The following is an 18,414-nucleotide window of genomic DNA, read 5'->3' as shown; positions in this document are numbered from 1 at the left end:
ACGAATGGCAGAGATGGGCAGACGGCTAATAAGGGTCCTTCGTCTCTGCATCGATTGGTCTCGCCAGCAGACCGCTAAATAGGGACAGCTTGAGTCTGTCTCAGAAGTCTGTACCAGGTCAACCCTTTTGCCACTTGGGTTCTGAGGATTTTGAGGAACTTCTTCTGCTTTTAGGATAATTTAAGAAAGGATTGAGATTGTTTCCAAGAGCCGTAGGGATAGGCCAACTACTCTCCTTGATAAAGTAAGCGGACTTGACTGTTAAAGTAAGCGAATGAATCGAAATGGCATCATGTTCAGTCGGTTTCTGGAGCAATTAATTCAGCGAGTGCCCAAATTGTCGTCCAGAAGCGATATGATGCTGCAACTAGATTCACAACCCCTTGAGCAGAGGATGCCTCAGCCCACGAAAACAGCCGTCTTAGTGATTGGCGGAGCCGAAGATAAAATTCATGGACGACAAATTCTGCAAACCTTCTTTCAGCGATCGGGAGGTGCAGATGCTCGCATTGCGATTATTCCTTCTGCCTCGCGAGAGCCGACCGTGATTGGCAGCCGCTACCATGACATCTTTGAAGAGATGGGAGCCAAGGCCATCGAGGTGCTGGATATCCGAGAGCGGGAGCATGGCGAAGATGCGGTCTGGCAAGCCTTTGTGGAAGACTGCACTGGCGTGTTTATGACTGGCGGAGACCAGTTGCGGCTGTGTGGTTTGCTGGCTGACACCCCGATTATGGAGCGCGTGCGGATGCGGGCACAGATGGGAGAAATTACCCTGGCTGGAACCAGCGCTGGAGCTGCCGTGATGGGATATCACATGATTGCGGGCGGTGGCAGTGGCGAACCCCCCAATCGTTCGTTAGTTGACATGACTACAGGTTTGGGGATCATTCCAGAGGTGATTGTGGACCAGCATTTCCACAACCGGAATCGGATGGCGCGGTTACTCAGCGCGGTTGCTTCCAACATCGACAAAATGGGAATCGGCATCGATGAAGATACCTGCGCCATGTTTGAAGGCAACGGCACGTTTCAGGTGATTGGCAGAGGCACTGTCACCGTGGTTGATCCTACCGACGTATCCCACACCAACTATGCTCAAATCAGCGCCACCGATCCAATCAGTATTCATAACCTGCGGGTGCATATTCTCAGTCATGGCGACCGGTATGACCTGCACAAACGTCAGGTAGTTCCGGTTAATCGCTAATCGATGCCGCTTGATGCCTAACTCTAAATGGAGTACGGAAAATAGAGTACAGACAGGATATTTAAGCAGAGGGACGACTTAGGATGAAAGATACGGCGTTGTGGAAATAACCTGTCAAAATAAAAGTTACACCCTCAGAAGCCAACTGAATCACCCGTATTCATCTAAATTGAAGGGGTATGATCTTGCAAAATCCTGCTTTTTGATCTAACCGTTGAGCTACTACTACATCCAGCCGATGGTTGTTTTTGCCTATCTGTTTCTGAGAAGTTTTTGCAAGTTCTCAGGCCAAACTGTTCGTGGTGAACGGTTTAGTGCTTTCTGAGGTTAAAGACTAGACTAGTGTTGCGCTTGCTGTCCTGCCGCTAGAACATCTTTTATTCGATTACCCTATGAAAATTCTCAAAACTCAAACCCTTCGTGGTCCGAATTACTGGAGTATTCGTCATCATAAGTTGATCGTGATTCGTCTCGATCTAGAAGGTCTGGCAGCAACCCCGACCCACCAAATTCCTGACTTCTACAAAGGGCTAGCAGAAGTGCTCCCCAGTTTAGCCGAACTTACGTCTGCTGATGATCCAGATGGTCCTCCTTTCCTGGATTTTCTTGATCGCTGGGTTAGTTCGAGTTACTCATGCATTGCAATCTCGCTCGCAACGAGGCTTTTGGCTGCGGCTTTTGGTTGGCATTCTTTACATCGTGACTGGCATTTTGTTACTGAGCAACATCTTTGGTGCCCAACTCACCCTAACCTTAGCGTTGGGATGGGCAATTTTGATCCAGGGAATTGTCGAGGTGATTGCCGCTTTCTCCATGCGTCCAGCTCCAAACTGGGGTTGGATGCTCCTGAGCGGCATGGTTGCAGTTGTGCTCGGCATCTTGATTTTGTATCGCTGGCCCTTCAACGCCTTTTGGCTATTGGGAGTTTTCACTGGAATTAGCTTCATACTGGCAGGCGGTTGGATGCTGATGATCCCCTGGGCGATTCGGAACCAGTTGTCGAATGACGCAACACAAGATCGAGTATGACTTAAGTCTTTTGATTGCAGCCCAACCTGACCGATTGAGTCTTGTTTCTATTCTGATTCATTTACATATCTCCGGATTTAGGAGCCATCCATGAGCACAGAGCAGCAGCGGCTAGAGCAAACCCATCGGGGTCAAGTTGATTGGTATAAATGGGGACCCTACCTGAGTGAACGCCAGTGGGGTACTGTGCGCGAAGATTACAGTACGGATGGCAATGCCTGGAACTACTTTCCGCATGACCATGCCCGATCACGCGCCTACCGCTGGGGCGAAGATGGACTGGGTGGTATTACCGATAACCACAACCTGCTCTGCTTTGCGCTAGGACTTTGGAACGGTAACGATCCGATTTTGAAGGAACGGCTATTTGGGTTGACCAACAGCGAAGGCAACCACGGGGAAGATGTCAAGGAGTACTACTTCTACCTGGACAGTACGCCTACCCACTCGTACATGAAGTATCTCTACAAATATCCTCAAAACGAGTTCCCCTACCGAGATTTAGTGGAAACGAACCGCAACCGCAGCCGCTATGAGTTGGAGTACGAGCTGTTGGACACGGGTATCTTTGATGAGGATCGCTACTTTGATGTGTTCGTCGAATACGCCAAAGCCGACGCCGAAGATGTGTTGATCAAAATCAGCATTGTCAACCGCGGTCCAGAAGCGGCCCCGATTCATGTGCTGCCGACGCTCTGGTTTCGCAATACCTGGTCTTGGACCGATGGCGGAGCCAAACCGGTATTGACCAAGGTTGAGGGAATGGGCAACAGTGCCGTATATGCCCATATAAACGATACGTTATTGGATCATTATATAAAAGACTATTATTTCTATTGTGATAGTCTTGTGCCGCTACTGTTTACAGAGAATGAAACGAACAATCAGCGGATTTTTGGCACAGCTAACGCCAATCTCTACACCAAAGATGGCATCAACAATTACGTAGTACAAGGGCAACTGGATGCCGTCAATCCCCACGGTACTGGAACTAAAGTTGCTCCCCATTACAAACTGCTAGTCGGACCTGGCGAGACAGAGGTGATCCGCTTGCGCCTGACTAAATATGAACCCACTCAAATGGGAGATCCCTTCGGCCTTGGCTTTGACCAAACCTTTGCAGCGCGGCTGAAGGAAGCCGATGAATTCTATGAGACCATAATTCCGCCAGTGGTTCTGACCAATCCGGATCGGGCTAACGTCATGCGGCAGGCTTTGGCTGGCATGATGTGGACAAAACAATACTTCTATTACGACCTGGACCAATGGCTGCGGGAACGAGGCGTTACTCCCTGGACCCGTTCGGATCAGAGGAGGTCTGTGCGGAACAGCGATTGGTTCCATATGCACAACGACGACATTATTTCCATGCCCGATAAGTGGGAATATCCCTGGTACGCAGCTTGGGATTTGGCTTTCCATGTGATTCCGATCAGCCTGATCGATCCAGCCTTTGCGAAACATCAGCTCATGCTGATGCTGCGGGAAGATTATCTGCATCCCAATGGCCAAATCCCGGCCTATGAATGGAACTTTGGTGATGTCAACCCGCCGGTGCATGCCTTTGCCACCTGGGAAATCTACACCCGCGATCGAGAGGTCAACAAGGGCGAGGGGGATATTGAGTTCCTCAAGTACGCCTTTTCTAAGCTGTTGATCAACTTCACCTGGTGGGTCAACCGCAAAGATGAAGGACTATTTTGCCATTCGTTAAACTTTATCTGTCACAACTTGCGACCCTGTCTTACTGGTTTAGGCTGGCTGTTTAGGTTGCTGTTTCAGATTAGTGTTGCCCCTGCTGCCCCTGTTCGCATCTAATTGCCGCTTCGGTAGAATTACCCAAGTTGTTCCCTCGATCCAAACATACCCACCAACTAAGAGCAAGAGCGTTGCTGCCATTTCATCAGATCTTCAAGAAAGAGTCACTTGAAGTAATTACAAATACAGATACGAACTACAAATTAGTCTTGGCTGTCTGTCCAGGATCACTCAAGTTGACTAGAATAAAGACTGGACTACCGTTTCTTCGACAAATTCTACTAGCAAATTTTGTCAGGAGAAGAATGTAATAGTCTACTGTCTCCGATTTCGTACCGAGGTGTGCTTTGACAACCACAATTCAGGAAACCTTCCTTGAACTCGACTGGGGTGATGAGGAACAAGCCCGGCAAGCTCGTGCGGCGCGCGCTGCTCAATTGCAAGAGGAAGGCTATATGTGCACTTACCAGAATCTCTATACAGTGTATGGCTATCGAGTCTTTCTCCTAGAAGCCACCAAACTCGAATCCATTGAGGAGCCGTCTTCTATACCACAGTCATCATCGTCAAAAACAAGAGATCGCCCGGTCTTACGTCAACGACGCAACCACCTGCCTAGCTTTGAGGAACGCTAGAAGCTGATGTCTCCCGAAAAACTCAGCTCTCAAGGCTGATCCGGATCGATGCCAAGTTCCCGCAATTTGGCAGCAAGGCGATCGGCGCGTTGACGTTCTTCTTCAGCGCGTTGACGCTCTTGTTCTGCAAGTTCCCCATCAGTTGGTAGCAATTCGCCGTCCAGGGTAGCCCAGCGCAGCCAAACTGCCTCGACCTGCTTGAAAACACCCTGCCAGCGAACCAAAGCTAAGCCAAGCTGTTCGCTCACAAGCCGTTGCTGAGCATCAAAATTTAAGGGTTGATAAAATCCTCGCTGTAAACTAAAGCCGGCAAAATCATCGGGGTTGAAGGGGTCATACCAGAAATATTCGGTTACTCGCAACTGATCCTGGTAAATCTGCTTCTTCTCCGTTTTATCGCGTCTAGCTGTGGAGGCTGACAGCAATTCAATCACCACATCCGGGGCTTTGCCCTCTTGCCAAACCAACCAACTGCGCCGCTCCCCGGATGGCACATCTTTGACGACAAACACATCCGGCCCCCGGTAATTCTGATTGCGGACCTGATCGGGGCTGAAATAAACAAACATGTTGCCCCCAATAAATCCCTGTATCTGATTGGCAATCAACCAGTTGATGTAGGCATCCACCAGGATATCCATTTGCAGCTTGTGGCGAAGCGTCTCCATCGGAATGTCATCATCGCAAGGTAAATCGTCCTGAGTCGGGGCATAGATCTGCCACTCAGCCTCAGGCTCTGCTGTGAATTGTTCTGCAAACTGTTCTGCTTCCAAGACGGGATCTGGCACGGCTAGCAGCCTCCTAAACACCGCAGAGGTTGTTCCTATTGTAGTTGATGGGAAGCAATTCCTTGAAGCATTAGATAAAATCTGCCCTCACCTAAGCAGCTTTTTTATAGAGGAGATAGCTTGACTAGCAACACCTGTCTATTCCTTGCCAGCAGCAAAGCTTACCAGCTATGTGAAATCTGTTGATGCCCAAGGTTGATGCCCAAGCGATGCAAAAAAGGCAGTTGAAACACTGCCTCTGTATTACGACTCAAATTGATCACTTCTGTGTAATCAATATTACTGTGAGGAGCGTCTTAACCGTTAGCTTGTTCCTGCACGGTGTCGCCCTTCCGCTTCCGCCAAGCTGTTAGCCCTAGACCAATCAGACCTGGCAGCAAAGCAGGAGTAGGGATTGGAACAACGGGTGAGCCGCCAACGCCCTTGAACGCAAAAATAAAGGTATTTGGTTCTCCACTCTTTGCACCCCCAGCAGGTTGTCCAAAGGAGTAAACTTCTGCCCCAACAGCCGCCAATGCAGACAGTGCCAAAGTCTCGGTAGGAGCCGCTCCGTAGAAGATGTCAAACGAGAAGGATTTGCCAGCCTCGAGTAAACCAAATCCGAAATCGTGAGGTGTACCCCATTGTCTAGACAGTTTTAGTCAAACTTTAAGAAAAGGCATGCAGAAATAGGTGGCCGCACTTGGCTAGATCGCTGCCGTTGATTTAGCCAAGCTGTTTGCAACCCAGGCCGCATCAGTCTTCATCAGCCGCTCAGAAACCAGCCGTCCTGCTTTACGAAAATCTAAAAATAAGGCAAAGATTCCTGGATTATATTCGGATCAACCCGCAAATCTACGGAAGTTATTGATAGTTCTGTTCGCTCACTCTAATCCCCTAGTTTCTACTAGCTTCAACGTCTACCTGATTCGCCTCACGGTCTGTACGCATTCTTCGTTCCTCTGTTCTCAAATTTCAAGGCCAATACCCATGTCCACGAAAATTGATTCTGTTCAACGCCCTAAATTATTCTTGCTTTTCTCTGGCGTTCTCGTTGCTGTTGCTGCACCGCTTCTCTTCGCTTTGCCAGCGCGGGCGGAATGTTGGTATGAGGGCATGAGATTTGAGACTGGCGAAAGAGTAGGCTCTTCAATTTGTATGCCTGACGGCTCCTGGAAAGCCGAGTAATCAGTTCAATTTCATCTGCAGTTGATTAAAACGTGATTAAAACGCCGAAAGGCGCAATTTTGGCTTGCCGTCTTATTGACAAATTATCAGCAAATTCTCTAGAAGGCTACTAGGATGGCAATTATCGACATAGATCTACTTTCTGATGATGACGATGACGATCAGGTGAATGACCAGAAAGCAGAACACGTAGCATCACCCTCAGGATCAAAAAAAGGGTTCATTGGTAAAAGTTGGGATTGGTTTTGTGCTGGCATTCGCAAGGAATCTTCGTTCAGTTGGCTAAAATTCATGGCCTCTGCCGCAGTACCTATTTCTGTTACTTTCTTAACCTTGCAACAAATGGATGCTGCCTCCAATCAACAGCGCCATGAAATCATGTCAACCTATCTTGAGGAAATGAAAGATCTCCTGGTTGACAAGGGACTGCGCCTGTCTGATAGCAATGAAGTCTCCTCTACAGATGCTGAAGCAAAAGCAAAAGCAGAGCAGAGAGCAGAGGCGAAGCGGATGGCAGAGGCTATTAACTTAAATGCAGCCAGCCAACTATATGAGAATCAACCTTGGCTATCTAAGCTCTTGGGGCAGCCAAATCCCAATGGAGAGCATAAAGGGAAGTTGATCAAATTTCTGTATCAAGCTGATTTGATTGGCGGATGCCCGGTTAATCAGAAGCTGGAAGTGGACAAAGCCAAATGTAAGCCTGCCGAACTTAAGCTGAGCACCATCAAATTAAATGAAATGATAATGGAGCGCCCTATAATCCGTCTAATAGGAATTGATCTTTCCGGAGCTGATTTGTCTAATTCCAAACTATCAGAATTGAACTTAGACGCGGCAAATTTACAGAGCGCTACTCTGACAGAGGCCGATCTATCTAAGACGGTGTTGACTGATGCCAAGATGCAGGCGACGGTCCTGAGAAAAGCCGATCTAACTGAAGCACTGCTAATTAGAGCCAAATTGCAAGTAGCGAATTTAAGTGAGGCCAATTTAGCAGGAGCAAATTTCAAGGAAGCAGATTTGCAGTATGCAGATTTACAGGGTGCAAATTTACAGGGTGCAAATTTACAGGGTGCAATCCTGAAAGGCGCTAAGTACAATCAAAAAACTGTGCTACCTGAGGGTATAGATAAGAAGGGAATGCTTCTGTGCACTATGGGTAAAGATAAAACATCAGATCGATTACGTGAATATTGCGAGGTTAATTGACGTAGAATCTAGAGAATTCCTGAAAAATAGTAATTTTGCTGAATTGAGAAGCTATAGTCAAATCAGTATGGCCTAAGAAATAAAAATTTTAAACGCTTTATCTGATATCTACACTGAATCAGTTGGAACAAAGTAACCAGTTTCTAAATCAATCTGTTCACGCTAAATATAGAAAATTTATTGATGCAGAAGTTTATAAGGAATTGACGGCTATGTCTACGAAAACAAATGATTCCCACAACCAAAAAAACTCATTGCTATTACTGTTTGCAAGCATTTTAATTGCGCTGCTAGCTCAAGTTTTTACAGCTTCCCCTGCACGGGCCGAATGCGTCTATGAAGGCGAAACTTACCAAACCGGCGACACAGTAGGTCCTCTGATCTGTATGCCAGACGGTACGTGGCAGCCGCAGTAGAGCAAAAGCGACTACCAGGCAAGGGGTTGCATCGATGTAAGCTGCTGGTCCTAAGGCAAATCCTGATCCTGTTCCAGTCAAAATCTAGTTTCGTGTTCTACGTTTTTGCCTGTTTTTGAGTTGTTGAATTGTTTGATTTTTGCCCTTTAATGACTTGGTGAGTGAGTGATATGAAGACTATGGCCAGAGATGTTTCCCACCTCCAGCAAGAGCAGGTTGAGCGGCTGATGCAGATTGGTGCTTACCTCCGGCATGTCCGAGAAGAGGGCGGGTTATCTCTGGAAGACGTGGCAGCTCGCACGCTGATTCAGCCCCGGCTGCTGAAAGCCATTGAAGAGGGCAAATTGCACCAATTACCCGAACCGGTCTATGTGCAGGGTTTTATTCGTCGCTATGCCGAGGCGATGGGCCTAGACGGAGTAGAATTTGCTGAAGCTTTTCCAGCCGAAAAGAGTTTGCAGATTGCCCCATCTTCCTGGAAAGATTCCCCTGCAGCTCAGTTGCGGCCCTTGCACTTGTATATTGCCTACATTGTGCTAATCATGGCCTCCGTCAGCCTTTTGTCCTACATTGTGGGACGTTCGGCCACTGCGCCCAGTTCAGTCAATGTCCGTCCAGGAAATAGCCCTTCCACTCAAGCTATTGTTCCCACTACGCCTCCAGCGACCAATCCATCGAACCAGCAAGGCGCTGCCACAGGAAGCCCCACGTCTCGCAGTACGGCAAATCGCGCCCGGAATGCCGCTTCTGATAAGCCTGTCCGCGTCGAGGTCAAACTGACCGCGCAGTCTTGGCTGGAGGTTGAAACCGATGGAGAGGTGAAACTGGCAGAGGTGTTACCTGAAGGCACCGAACGGACCTGGACCGCCGATAAACAAGTCCGCATCCGAGCGGGAAATGCAGGCGGTGTGACGATAGCCCACAATGGTGGCAAAGCTGAGCAGATGGGAGCACCCGGTGCAGTCGAGGAGAAAACATTTGCTTCGACGCAAACCAGCTCTAGTGCCTCCTCAACCGAAAGTACAGAAGAGAGTCAGTCAACTGAGCAAAATTAAGCAGAAAGTTAGAAGGGGGATCTTCCCCCTTGTCTGTTGTTGCTGTTGCTCCTAACTACTAGTCCTTTGATCTGGACTCCTCCGGCGTAATCGCGACCTGAAGCTTCTCGGTGCCGCGAATCACGATTAGGGTTGAGCGTAGCCCCACTCGTTCTCCAGTCAGGCGACGGTGCAGGTCATCAATGCTGGCAATCGGTTCGTCATCTAATCCGACAATTACATCTCCTTGGATCAAACCAGCCTGGTTGGCTGGGCTTCCCAGTTCCGTAGACAGAACCAACACGCCCGTTTCTACTGGCAAATCATGGTAACGCACTAACCGACGATGAAGCGGCACATTTTGACCGCTGACGCCAATGTACCCCCGCCGGATCCGGCCCTCCATAATCAGTGCCGCTGTGACAAACTTGGCCGTGTTGATCGCAGTTGCGAAGCAGATCCCTTGAGCCGGTAGGATAATTGCCGTGTTCACTCCAATTACTTCACCGTTGGACGCTACCAGCGGCCCACCAGAGTTACCGGGGTTCAGGGCTGCATCGGTTTGAATCACGTCATTGATCAGCCGACCCGAACGGGCACGCAAGGATCGGCCTAAGGCACTCACAACCCCCGCCGTCACAGTGGCCTGAAAGCCGTAGGGATTACCGATTGCTACCACCAACTGCCCCACCCGGATCGCTTGAGAATCGCCGAGCTTAGCTGGAACCAAATTGGCAGCATGAATCCGAATCACCGCTAAATCGGTATCTGGATCGTCCCCGATCAGCTCAGCCGGACCTTTGCGCCCATCGGCCAGGGTGACTTCGATGCGGCTGGCACTATGCACAACATGACTGTTGGTCAAAATGTAGCCATCGGGCGTAATGATGAAGCCAGACCCATTCCCCTGTGCTTCTGAAGCGGCTGCATGGCGACGGCGCTGAGGCTGATATACCTCAATATTGACCACTGACGGACCCACCTGTTCCGCCACGCGAATCACAGCCTGAGAATAGGCATCTAGGAGCGCATCATCGCTAACGGAATGATGAGGTGTACCCCATTGTCTAGACAGTTTTAGTCAAACTTTAAGATAGAATCTTTTTTGGTTTTGCAAGCGCCATGCAGGTGCGGGGTTTTACTACGCCAAATCAGCATCAGGTTCGTTGGCATCGGTTTCGCTTACGTGTGTGGGATTGGTTAGCGCTTTTAGGAATTGTTTTATTCTGGATGGCTCGGTTTCTCTGGGGAGGCAACTAGATTAACCTCCTGATTGATTAACTTGCATCAACTCGATCGCTCTAACTCGAGCCAATCTAATCAAGTTGAAACCAACTATTTAACCAACAATTGGGCTTTTTGTAGCAATGCGGCACATTTTCCCATACAGTAGGGAATGAAAACTATAGAAACTTTCTTATTTTGAGTTTATGGGCAGTGTTTAACAACTTCTACTGGGATAGGCGGCTGAAGCAAAAACGGCTAGCTTCAACTGATCCAAATCGAGATTCTAGGCAATGCAGCGTCATTCAAGCTCTGATTGCACTGGTGGAGCAGTCAATTTTTGCTGATCCCTAAATTGCGAGATCATGCTTTGAGCAGTCCATGAAGCAAGTAGATTGTAATTTTGGTCATTCCAGTAATTCCAACCGTTATTTTTTAACTCAATTGCGTATGTTCCGTACTCCACCGGAGTCTGTTTATTTTTTCTTTCGGTTAGGGTTGACCCAGCTTCGGCATTGCTATGCATCTCACCAATTCAGTGTTCAATCGCTTCCATCCTTGTTCTTCCTGATGCAGCCTAAAATCGAATGACTATCGAAACTTACCTAAATCATCCGACCCTGGGCTTGCTGTTCAGAATCTGTCTGCTGGAAGAGAATCGTGAACTCTTTGCCACCCTATATGCCCAACGCCTGTTTTTCCTTGTTATTACTGAAACAGCAGGAATTCGATTTGAACCCATTGGTCGTACAGATGCTCGTCTATTGGTAGAAGGGCGACTAAGAGAGCTGCGTCGCACGGGACAGGTGCAAGCGTATAACCAACTTCAAGCGATTCACAAACAGACCTTTGCATGAGTTTGGCATGAGTAGTTTGGCATGAGTAGTTTGGCATGAGTAGTTTGGCATGAGTACGGTTTCAATTGAGCAATTGGCTGAACGGTTAGCACAAGTTCGCCTGACGTTACCGGGGACAGTCAAGTTAATTGCGGTGACAAAGCAAGTGCCAGTAGAAGCAATTCAGGCAGCCTATCAACTAGGTCTGCGCGATTTTGGCGAAAGTCGGATCCAGGAAGCAGTGGTAAAACAAGATCAGTTACAGCATTTGCAAGACATTACCTGGCATTTGATTGGGCATCTGCAAACCAATAAGGCCGCTAAAGCGTTAGACCAGTTTCAATGGATCCATTCACTTGATAGCCTTAAACTGGCGCAACGACTGGATCAATTAGCGGCAAGTCTGCCTATAAAACCCAAACTCTGTCTTCAGATAAAAATCGTTCCTGATCCCAACAAATATGGCTGGACTGTTCCAGAGCTATTAGACGCTCTACCAGAGCTAAGCCAGTGCCAGCATCTCGATATTGTGGGCCTGATGACGATTCCTCCCTACGGCCTGCCTGACGCAGAAATATTAGCCATTTTCCAGCAAGCGCGCCAACTAGCCGAGCAAATTCGCCAGCAATCCAGCCTGCCGATTCAGGAGCTATCGATGGGGATGTCGAACGACTACCAGCTAGCAGTACAAGCAGGTGCAACCATGGTCCGGCTTGGCAGCACCCTGTTTGGCAAAAGAACTTAACATCTGCCTCCATTTTCGCCCTGTCACAACCTGTGGCAATTTTTGTGATTCTAAAAACGCCTTGTTGTTTTAACACTGTGCGTTTAAGTCGCTCGTTCCTGCAAGCAGTGTATGCACTCTGAAGCTATAGCCGTCGCCACAAGAATGTCCTATCTCCTCTGGCAAACCCTATACAGAGGAAGTAAAAGAACTTAAATCGATGTAACAGTCTTTGAAGAATCCGTTCAGTCAGCTTGACAGTTGGTTTAACAGTTGGTTTGACGTCAATTGGACAGGTTTAGGCTGACCTAAACACAGAGGATTGGTCGAGTTTCCCGTCTTGGGAAATTACTGTTTCGTCAACGGCTTGCTTCAGAGACTTAGCTGCAATCAGCACCAGGATCTTTTGACAGCTTTGCCTTTGCTAATTACCCATATTTCATGAGCGATACAGTGTTACTTTTATTTGTCATGTGCTCTTGGTCTGCACCTTTTACACTCCGCACGTGCACAACCTTGGTTTCCTGCGCACCCAAGCCGAGCGGATCGATCCACGCCTGACCTATGTCTGGCCGCGCGATACCAAGCGCGATCGCGCGCGGTTTGAGAAGCTCAAGGAAGCCTACGTCAAGGCGCGCTACTCCAAGCACTACCGCATCTCGAAGGAAGAGCTGGCGTGGCTCGGGGCGCAGGTCGAAGAGCTGGGCCGAACCGTTCAGGAGGTCTGCTCGCAGCGCCTCGACGCCCTTCGCCACGACGCCGCCACCGCCGTCTGATCGGCATCACCGCAGCACGCCCTCCGCACCTTCACCGATCAGCCGGCGGCATCCTTGCTGCGTCCTAACCGCATCCGAAATCAGCGCTGCTCAGTCCTAGGACCAACGTCCGTAAGCGTCGGATTTCAGGGCAGAGTTAGCGTCCGGTCCTTGCACGTCAGGCGTCGGCACGATGGCTGAGCGCCCAGTTCCACGGCAGGAGTTCGTCGAGTCGGGTGGCGGGATGGCCATCGACCATGCGGGTCAGGACGTCGCTGAGCCAGGCATAGGGCTCGACGTTGTTGAGCTTCGCCGTCTCGATCAGCGAGCACACGACAGCCCAGCGGTGACCGCCGCCATCGGAGCCCGCGAACAGGTGGTTCTTGCGCCCGAGCGCAACCGGACGGATCGCGCGCTCGACCGGATTGGTGTCGAGCTCAATGCGTCCATCGTCGAGGAACCGGGTAAGGCCAGCCCAGCGTGCGAGCGCATAGCGGATCGCATCGGCAAGGGTGCTGCTGCGTGGGAGCTGCGCCAGTTGTGCCTCGAGCCAGGGCTTGAACGCGGCCAGATGCGGCGCGCTGAGCGACCGACGCCATGCAAGGCGGTCGTCGGACACGGAACCGCGTACCTTGGCCTCGACCGCATAGAGATCGGCGATCCGGCGCAACGCTTCTTCCGCCACCGGAGAGCCGGTCTGCTGATGGACGTCGTAGAACTTGCGCCGCGTATGCGCCCAGCAGGCCGCGAGCACGATGTCTCCGCGCGCCGTGAGGCGCTCGAACCCGGCATAGCCATCGACGTGAAGCACGCCCTTGAAGTGCGCAAGATGGGCCAGCGGACGCTCGGCCTTGCGGTCGGGCGCGAACAGATAGACCGCAGCAGGTGGTGCAGGCCCGCCCCATCCGCGCTGCTCGCGGGCATAGACCCACAGGCGCCCGGTCTTGGTTCGCCCGCGTCCCGGATCGAGCACCGGAACCGGCGTGTCATCTGCGAACAGATGGTCGGAGGTGAACACGTCGTCACGCAGCCGCTCGTGCAGCGCCTCGAGCCACCAGCACGCACCGCCGACCCATCCCGCGAGCGTCGAGCGTGCCAGATCGACCCCGTGCCGCGCGAAGATGCGCGACTGGCGGTAGAGCGGGGTGTGGTCGCAGTACTTGCTCACCAGCACCTGCGTGAGCAACGCAGGCGTTGCCAGACCGCCCGCGATCACGCGTTCGGGAGCCGGGGCCTGGACCAGGTTGCCACATGCGCGGCAGGCGTATTTGGGGCGCGCGATGCGCACCACCCGCAGCCGTGCGGGCACCCAGTCGAGCATCTCGGAGACGCTCTCACCCATACCGTGCATCGCGCCGCCGCAGCACGGGCATACCTCGTGCCCGGGAACGATGACGATGTCTTCGCGCTCCAGATGATCGGGCAGCGGCGTGCGGTGGGGCCGTGGATCGCTGGCAGCTTCGACCACCACCGGACGGCTTTCCTCGACGCGTCCGATATCGGCATCGAGGTCTTCCAGGCCGAGCGCCAGCTGATCGGGATCGAGCCGCTCGGAACGGCGCCCGAACTGCATCCGCTGGAGCTTCTTGATGATCGCCTGGAGGCGTTCGATCTCGTCGTTGCGGGTGTCGACCAAGCTCGCCATGTCGCGCACCAACTGGTGCAGGAGGCCCACATCGGACGGCAGATTGTCGAGATCGAGCCGCATGGATTCAGATACCACGAGAACGCCGTTTTCTCAAGCTTTTCTGAGGTTTTCGGGCAGCTTTCAGCCCGCTTTTCGCGGCTTCCATTGTCGTTCGGGACGACGCCAGTCGATCCCCTCGATCAGCATCGCGAGCTGCGCATGAGACAGCACCACGCTCGCTGATCCAACCGACAGGCATCCCAGTTGATCGTGATCCAGGGGACAGCACTTGAGCGATTCTGCTGCAAGGCGAAGGCATCCATAAAGGCATTGGCAGCGGCATAGGCAGCGAAGCCCACACCTCCGACTAGAGCCGAAAGGGAGGATTGCAGCAAATAGAAGCCGTTGACCTTACCACGCAGGATGGTTTCAAATACCTGTAGCCCAATCACCTTGGCCCGAAATTGTCGCTCGATCTTGGCTGGCGTGAGGGATGCAATCAAACAGCTTGCCTGATCGCCCATAACATCAGCATGAACGGCAGCATGAATTGGGCCTAACTGCTGATAGACCTGCTCTACAATCGCTCGCAGTTTGAGTTCGTCGGTTAAATCGGCGCTGAAGCAATGCAGCTCAATTCCCTGGGCTTCTAACGCCTGAAGCGTCAAAATGTAGCGGCTCACCGAATTATCTGAGCCATGCGTACTCAACCAATTGGTCCAATCTTGTTTATCGGGTAGACCTACTCGTCCGATCAGAATCAATTTGGCCTGCACGGTGGCGAATAATTGCGCAAAGATTAGTCCTAGTCCTTCAACTAGATCCCCGGCAATTAGATAGATCTGGTGGGGTTGCAGCAGTGTGGAGTTGGCATTCTCTTCAGCATTCGGCTCTAGTAACTGAATCGGTTCAATAATCGGTATCCAGCGGTAGTGATCGCGGTGGGCAACAGCTAGTTCTGAATCGGGCCGCAGTAATTCCGTCAATATGTGCTCTGGTTTTACTTCAGCTAGATCGAGTTCAATCATGCGGCAGGGCAAACCACATTCCTGACGAATCACCCGACAAGCACCGAGTAAAGTTGCTTTTAGCGGCTCCCAGGTCGTTGCTCCGGGTAGATCAAACAACTGATTCGTGAGGACGGCAATCGAAATGGGGCCAATTTTCTGGCAGGCTTGTGCCAAAGCAATCAGGCTATAGAATCCGGCGTCTGGCCGCTCCAAGTTTGTAGCACTGGTGATACTCCAGGCATGAATAATCTGCTGCGGTGGGTTGTTTGATTGCTGCAAGGCGGTAAACAGACGGTGATAGTCCTGCTGATTTTTGGGATCGATCGTGTAAACAGTATCCTGCTGACTGAAGCGATCTCCCACCTTGACGCTGATCACGGTATGTCCGGCTTGGCGCAGTGCTGGAACCAGTATCGCTGCAATTCCCTCAGAATCCAGGAAAATTAACCAGCATCCAGAGGACGGCAACTGAGGTGGTGTGCTCGCAAGCCGAGTCGAGCGGCTCCAGGAAGGCAGATAAAACCAATCTGACAAATCAGGATTTTTGACTGAAGCTGGAACAGAGGTTTGAACAGGCACAGAGTCTGATTGTGGCTGAAGCTCGATCCAGTAGCGTTGGTGCTCAAACGGATAGGTGGGTAGAGGAATCCGGTGCTGGGATTCAGAATAAAGAGTGGAACAATCAATGTCAGCACCCGCTAACCAGAGTTGCCTCAAACTGTGAAGCAAGATTTCTAGTTCAGACGTTTGCTCTTGAGGATGCCGCAATGATGGCAAAATTAACGTTGGCGTGGCAGTACCGATGATTTGTTTTGACAAGGTGCTGAGCGTGCGTCCAGGACCAACTTCGAGCAAGACGAGGTCCGGTTTTTTCAGCAGTTCGGTGATCCCAGCAGCAAAGCGGACCGGCTGACGCAAATGCTGCACCCAGTAGTCGGGATTAGTCGCTTCAGATGCCGTGATCCAGGTGCCGGTCAGATTCGAGATAAACGGCAGTTGGGGGGGATGCAGCACAATAGATTGCAACCGCTCGCGCAGTGGATCGATCACTGATGCCATCAAGGGCGAATGGAAAGCATGGGAGGTATGGAGCCGCCGACAGGCCACCCCCTCTGCGGTGAGCTGCTGCTCAAATCGCTCGATTGCCTCTGGTGCACCAGAAACGACACAAGCACGAGGCGCATTCACAGCGGCAATTGATAAATCGGCGGGCAGCCTAGACACCACTTCCGACTCAGCCAGTCCAATCGACAACATCGCCCCTGCTGGACATTGCTGCATGAGCTGCGCCCGCGTCGCCACAATCATCAAGGCATCTTCCAGGTCAAACACTCCGGCCAGTGTAGCCGCTACATATTCACCCAAGCTATGGCCGCCCAACAGTTGCTCAGTAATCCAGACATTTCAATTGAGCAAGTCGCGGCAAGCGTAGGCTATGCGAACCGAGGTAACTTTGCTGCTGCCTTTCGCAAGAAGTTCGGACTCAATCCTAAAGCGTTTCAGTTGCAACGACGAAAAGAGATTTAATGAATGACAGATTTATCTAAGCAGTTGCATTACATCGATCGCCACATCAGGAAATGCTAAGGGACTGATGCTGCCCGATGTCAGTTCTTGCCGAGATTGATATTTTCCATTCACCGGGTCACGGAATACAATCAGCTGATTTTCCTGTAAATTGACCACCCAATATTCAGGGATGCCTGCTGCGGCATAGATACCCGCCTTCACTCCCAAATCTTTTTCCAGGCTACTGTTGGCATACTCAATCAACCAAAATATATTTTCTGGATAGGGATGGTGACTGCGATAATAGTCATCAAGCCGTTGGACGATCGCCAAATCTGGTTCTGGCTCTGAGTGATTGGGTAAGCTAATCGGTTTGGCAAACCTGATATGAGCGCGTTGTCCTAGTTGGTGGATCAGGAACTCCCCGGTTCGGCTCGAATCACTGGCATGAGGGATTCCCTCTGGTGCCATTTCAACAATAACTCCATCTAACAGCTCAACATGGCAGTCCTCCCAAACCCCAGCGTCAACCATGCGGTGATATTGCTCAAGGGTGATTTTTGCTGGGATGAGTCCAGATGTGGTGGGGTGCTGCATTGCTTGAGCCATGGCGATACCTCAAGTCGGTTGTTTCTGATCCTAGTCGCTACCCAGGGAGAGTTACAATGGGGCATATCCAGAACGCTGGAGGGCTGACATGCTTGAAGCAGACCTAAATCTTCCCACTAGCGACGAGCTTCCCAGTTCCGACGAAACTCCTGTGGATAATGAGGATCAGAATTGGCTGCCTAATGTCCTGCTATTTTGGCTGGAGTACCTGTGGAAAGACCGTCAGGACTGGTTTTTTGCGGTAGATATGGCAGTTTATCACACGACCGGAGTGAATCCACGGGTGCCAGTGGTTCCTGATGGATTTTTGAGCCTGGGGGTAGAACGGCGCAAGAACGGGCGATCGCGCAATAGCTATGTGTTATGGGAAGAGCAAGGCGTTCCGCCGATCCTAGCCCTAGAGGTGGTGTCGCAAACTCCAGGAGGAGAGTACGATGAAAAAATGAGCATCTATGCTCGCCTTGGGGTGTTGTACTACGTGATTTACAATCCCAGGTTCTGGCAGCGGGATAAGCATTTGCCTTTTGAGGTCTACAAGGTAGTCGAAGGTGCCTACCAGTTGCAGAGGGGAGAACCGTTTTGGATGCCAGAGATCGGGTTAGGGATTGGGCGTTGTAGTCTCCCAACTGACCCAATGCAGCGAGAGGCGTTGGGATGGTTTGACCAGAAGGGCGATCGCTATTTGAGTGAAGCCGAAGCCGAACGACAGCGAGCTGAAGCCGAACGACAACAACGCAAACGCTTGGAAAACTATTTGCGATCCCAAGGGCTTGATCCTGATCAGTTGCCTGACCTGTAGAGGATGCTTTATAAAGTCTTGCTATGGGTCGTCAAATGGTGTTGTTTGATCAGTTGGACGATCGCGACCTGC

At 51.0% G+C, this 18,414-nt stretch carries 18 protein-coding genes; 12 read left to right on the top strand and 6 right to left on the bottom strand.

Annotated features, from left to right (window positions below; translation table 11 throughout):
- Positions 1 to 394: 394 nt before the first annotated feature.
- From JVX88_RS22475 to JVX88_RS22460, 4 genes are all read left to right on the top strand, one after another.
- Positions 395 to 1,210, top strand: coding sequence for a cyanophycinase (locus JVX88_RS22475; protein WP_211620402.1), 816 nt, complete (start codon positions 395 to 397; stop codon positions 1,208 to 1,210).
- Positions 1,211 to 1,783: 573 nt separating this feature from the next.
- Positions 1,784 to 2,239 carry an HdeD family acid-resistance protein gene (locus tag JVX88_RS22470; RefSeq protein WP_211620401.1) on the top strand — a complete coding sequence of 152 codons (456 nt, stop codon included), beginning with the start codon at positions 1,784 to 1,786 and terminating at the stop codon, positions 2,237 to 2,239.
- 90 nt (positions 2,240 to 2,329) lie between these two features.
- Entirely contained in the window at positions 2,330 to 4,057 is a 1,728-nt protein-coding gene (locus JVX88_RS22465; protein WP_263975214.1) for an MGH1-like glycoside hydrolase domain-containing protein, read from the top strand.
- A gap of 287 nt (positions 4,058 to 4,344) precedes the next feature.
- Positions 4,345 to 4,632 (top strand): hypothetical protein, encoded by a 288-nt coding sequence (locus JVX88_RS22460; protein ID WP_211620399.1) that lies wholly within the window; start codon positions 4,345 to 4,347, stop codon positions 4,630 to 4,632.
- 29 nt (positions 4,633 to 4,661) lie between these two features.
- On the opposite strand, the gene JVX88_RS22455 is transcribed toward JVX88_RS22460, so the two are convergent.
- Both JVX88_RS22455 and JVX88_RS22450 read right to left on the bottom strand, forming a co-directional pair.
- Positions 4,662 to 5,420 (bottom strand): Uma2 family endonuclease, encoded by a 759-nt coding sequence (locus tag JVX88_RS22455; protein ID WP_263975213.1) that lies wholly within the window; start codon positions 5,418 to 5,420, stop codon positions 4,662 to 4,664.
- A 296-nt stretch (positions 5,421 to 5,716) separates the two neighbouring features.
- The gene (locus JVX88_RS22450; protein ID WP_211620397.1) at positions 5,717 to 5,950 is read right to left on the bottom strand and encodes a PTPA-CTERM sorting domain-containing protein; all 234 of its coding nucleotides are present in this window, start codon (positions 5,948 to 5,950) and stop codon (positions 5,717 to 5,719) included.
- A 751-nt stretch (positions 5,951 to 6,701) separates the two neighbouring features.
- Between JVX88_RS22450 and JVX88_RS40940 the strand changes: the two genes are divergently transcribed.
- From JVX88_RS40940 to JVX88_RS22435, 3 genes are all read left to right on the top strand, one after another.
- Positions 6,702 to 7,799, top strand: a complete 1,098-nt coding sequence (locus JVX88_RS40940) for a pentapeptide repeat-containing protein (protein ID WP_211620396.1) — start codon at positions 6,702 to 6,704, stop codon at positions 7,797 to 7,799.
- Between the two features lie 212 nt (positions 7,800 to 8,011).
- Positions 8,012 to 8,215: a hypothetical protein gene (locus JVX88_RS22440; RefSeq protein WP_211620394.1), complete on the top strand. Its 204-nt coding sequence runs from the start codon at positions 8,012 to 8,014 to the stop codon at positions 8,213 to 8,215.
- 170 nt (positions 8,216 to 8,385) lie between these two features.
- Positions 8,386 to 9,270 carry a helix-turn-helix domain-containing protein gene (locus JVX88_RS22435; protein WP_211620392.1) on the top strand — a complete coding sequence of 295 codons (885 nt, stop codon included), beginning with the start codon at positions 8,386 to 8,388 and terminating at the stop codon, positions 9,268 to 9,270.
- 58 nt (positions 9,271 to 9,328) lie between these two features.
- On the opposite strand, the gene JVX88_RS22430 is transcribed toward JVX88_RS22435, so the two are convergent.
- On the bottom strand, positions 9,329 to 10,252 hold the full coding sequence (locus tag JVX88_RS22430; RefSeq protein WP_211620391.1) for a S1C family serine protease: 924 nt from the start codon (positions 10,250 to 10,252) through the stop codon (positions 9,329 to 9,331).
- An 808-nt stretch (positions 10,253 to 11,060) separates the two neighbouring features.
- Between JVX88_RS22430 and pipX the strand changes: the two genes are divergently transcribed.
- From pipX to JVX88_RS22415, 3 genes are all read left to right on the top strand, one after another.
- The gene (pipX, locus tag JVX88_RS22425; protein ID WP_035996468.1) at positions 11,061 to 11,330 is read left to right on the top strand and encodes a transcriptional coactivator PipX; all 270 of its coding nucleotides are present in this window, start codon (positions 11,061 to 11,063) and stop codon (positions 11,328 to 11,330) included.
- 49 nt (positions 11,331 to 11,379) lie between these two features.
- A complete protein-coding gene (locus JVX88_RS22420) occupies positions 11,380 to 12,054 on the top strand; it encodes a YggS family pyridoxal phosphate-dependent enzyme (protein WP_211620389.1) in 675 nt (224 codons plus the stop codon).
- A gap of 485 nt (positions 12,055 to 12,539) precedes the next feature.
- Positions 12,540 to 12,809, top strand: coding sequence for a hypothetical protein (locus tag JVX88_RS22415; protein ID WP_211620388.1), 270 nt, complete (start codon positions 12,540 to 12,542; stop codon positions 12,807 to 12,809).
- A gap of 157 nt (positions 12,810 to 12,966) precedes the next feature.
- On the opposite strand, the gene tnpC is transcribed toward JVX88_RS22415, so the two are convergent.
- Positions 12,967 to 14,496: an IS66 family transposase gene (gene tnpC / locus JVX88_RS22410; RefSeq protein ID WP_211620386.1), complete on the bottom strand. Its 1,530-nt coding sequence runs from the start codon at positions 14,494 to 14,496 to the stop codon at positions 12,967 to 12,969.
- A 119-nt stretch (positions 14,497 to 14,615) separates the two neighbouring features.
- Entirely contained in the window at positions 14,616 to 16,790 is a 2,175-nt protein-coding gene (locus JVX88_RS22405) for an acyltransferase domain-containing protein (RefSeq protein WP_211620384.1), read from the bottom strand.
- 3 nt (positions 16,791 to 16,793) lie between these two features.
- Here JVX88_RS22405 and JVX88_RS22400 point away from each other — a divergent pair, with 3 nt between their 5' ends.
- Positions 16,794 to 16,952 carry a helix-turn-helix domain-containing protein gene (locus tag JVX88_RS22400; protein WP_211620382.1) on the top strand — a complete coding sequence of 53 codons (159 nt, stop codon included), beginning with the start codon at positions 16,794 to 16,796 and terminating at the stop codon, positions 16,950 to 16,952.
- 12 nt (positions 16,953 to 16,964) lie between these two features.
- Here the strand turns inward: JVX88_RS22400 and JVX88_RS22395 are convergent, their stop codons facing one another.
- Positions 16,965 to 17,543: a Uma2 family endonuclease gene (locus JVX88_RS22395; protein ID WP_225931141.1), complete on the bottom strand. Its 579-nt coding sequence runs from the start codon at positions 17,541 to 17,543 to the stop codon at positions 16,965 to 16,967.
- Between the two features lie 88 nt (positions 17,544 to 17,631).
- Here JVX88_RS22395 and JVX88_RS22390 point away from each other — a divergent pair, with 88 nt between their 5' ends.
- On the top strand, positions 17,632 to 18,342 hold the full coding sequence (locus tag JVX88_RS22390) for a Uma2 family endonuclease (RefSeq protein ID WP_211620380.1): 711 nt from the start codon (positions 17,632 to 17,634) through the stop codon (positions 18,340 to 18,342).
- Positions 18,343 to 18,414 lie beyond the last annotated feature (72 nt).

Source organism: Leptolyngbya sp. 7M, assembly GCF_018128485.1.
The sequence above is the reverse complement of the archived record's forward strand: the minus strand, read 5'-3'. Positions and strand labels throughout refer to the sequence as shown.

What these genes read in the sequence shown, in the direction of transcription:
- JVX88_RS22475 (WP_211620402.1), top strand. Translation starts at nt 395, where the DNA reads ATGCCTCAGCCCACGAAAACAGCCGTCTTAGTGATTGGCGGAGCCGAA.
- JVX88_RS22470 (WP_211620401.1), top strand. Translation starts at nt 1,784, where the DNA reads ATGATCCAGATGGTCCTCCTTTCCTGGATTTTCTTGATCGCTGGGTTA.
- JVX88_RS22465 (WP_263975214.1), top strand. Translation starts at nt 2,330, where the DNA reads ATGAGCACAGAGCAGCAGCGGCTAGAGCAAACCCATCGGGGTCAAGTT.
- JVX88_RS40940 (WP_211620396.1), top strand. Translation starts at nt 6,702, where the DNA reads ATGGCAATTATCGACATAGATCTACTTTCTGATGATGACGATGACGAT.
- JVX88_RS22440 (WP_211620394.1), top strand. Translation starts at nt 8,012, where the DNA reads ATGTCTACGAAAACAAATGATTCCCACAACCAAAAAAACTCATTGCTA.
- JVX88_RS22435 (WP_211620392.1), top strand. Translation starts at nt 8,386, where the DNA reads ATGAAGACTATGGCCAGAGATGTTTCCCACCTCCAGCAAGAGCAGGTT.
- pipX (WP_035996468.1), top strand. Translation starts at nt 11,061, where the DNA reads ATGACTATCGAAACTTACCTAAATCATCCGACCCTGGGCTTGCTGTTC.
- JVX88_RS22420 (WP_211620389.1), top strand. Translation starts at nt 11,380, where the DNA reads ATGAGTACGGTTTCAATTGAGCAATTGGCTGAACGGTTAGCACAAGTT.
- tnpC (WP_211620386.1), bottom strand. Translation starts at nt 14,496, where the DNA reads ATGCGGCTCGATCTCGACAATCTGCCGTCCGATGTGGGCCTCCTGCAC.
- JVX88_RS22400 (WP_211620382.1), top strand. Translation starts at nt 16,794, where the DNA reads ATGGCCGCCCAACAGTTGCTCAGTAATCCAGACATTTCAATTGAGCAA.
- JVX88_RS22395 (WP_225931141.1), bottom strand. Translation starts at nt 17,543, where the DNA reads ATGGCTCAAGCAATGCAGCACCCCACCACATCTGGACTCATCCCAGCA.
- JVX88_RS22390 (WP_211620380.1), top strand. Translation starts at nt 17,632, where the DNA reads ATGCTTGAAGCAGACCTAAATCTTCCCACTAGCGACGAGCTTCCCAGT.